This is a genomic window from Bradyrhizobium sp. Crot121 (genome assembly GCF_059512385.1).
Genome location: NZ_JCAMOR010000485.1, coordinates 1 through 365, shown reverse-complemented (window position 1 = coordinate 365; position 365 = coordinate 1). Strand labels below are relative to the sequence as shown.

Below are 365 nucleotides of genomic sequence, written 5' to 3'. Positions count from 1 at the left end.
AAGCCTGGCCGATGAATTTCGGCTTCCTCGGCCGCGGCAACTCCCATCGCGCGCCGCCGATGGTCGAGCAGCTCGAGACCGGCGTGATGGGATTGAAGCTGCACGAGGACTGGGGCTCGATGCCGGCCGCGATCGACACCTGCCTTCGCGTCGCCGACGACTACGATTTCCAGGTCCAGATCCATACCGATACGCTGAACGAATCCGGCTTTGTCGAGAACACGCTGGAGGCGATCGGCGGCCGCACCATTCACATGTACCACACCGAAGGCGCAGGCGGCGGCCACGCGCCCGATATCATCCGCGTCGCCGGCGAGATGCACTGCCTGCCGTCGTCGACCAACCCCACCAATCCGTTCACGGTC

Annotated in this window: 1 protein-coding gene; it reads left to right on the top strand. The window is 64.9% G+C overall.

Translation table 11 applies throughout. The features are described from left to right. On the top strand, positions 1–365 hold a 365-nt coding region (locus AC5ZGW_RS47595; protein WP_496114333.1), incomplete at both ends, for an amidohydrolase family protein.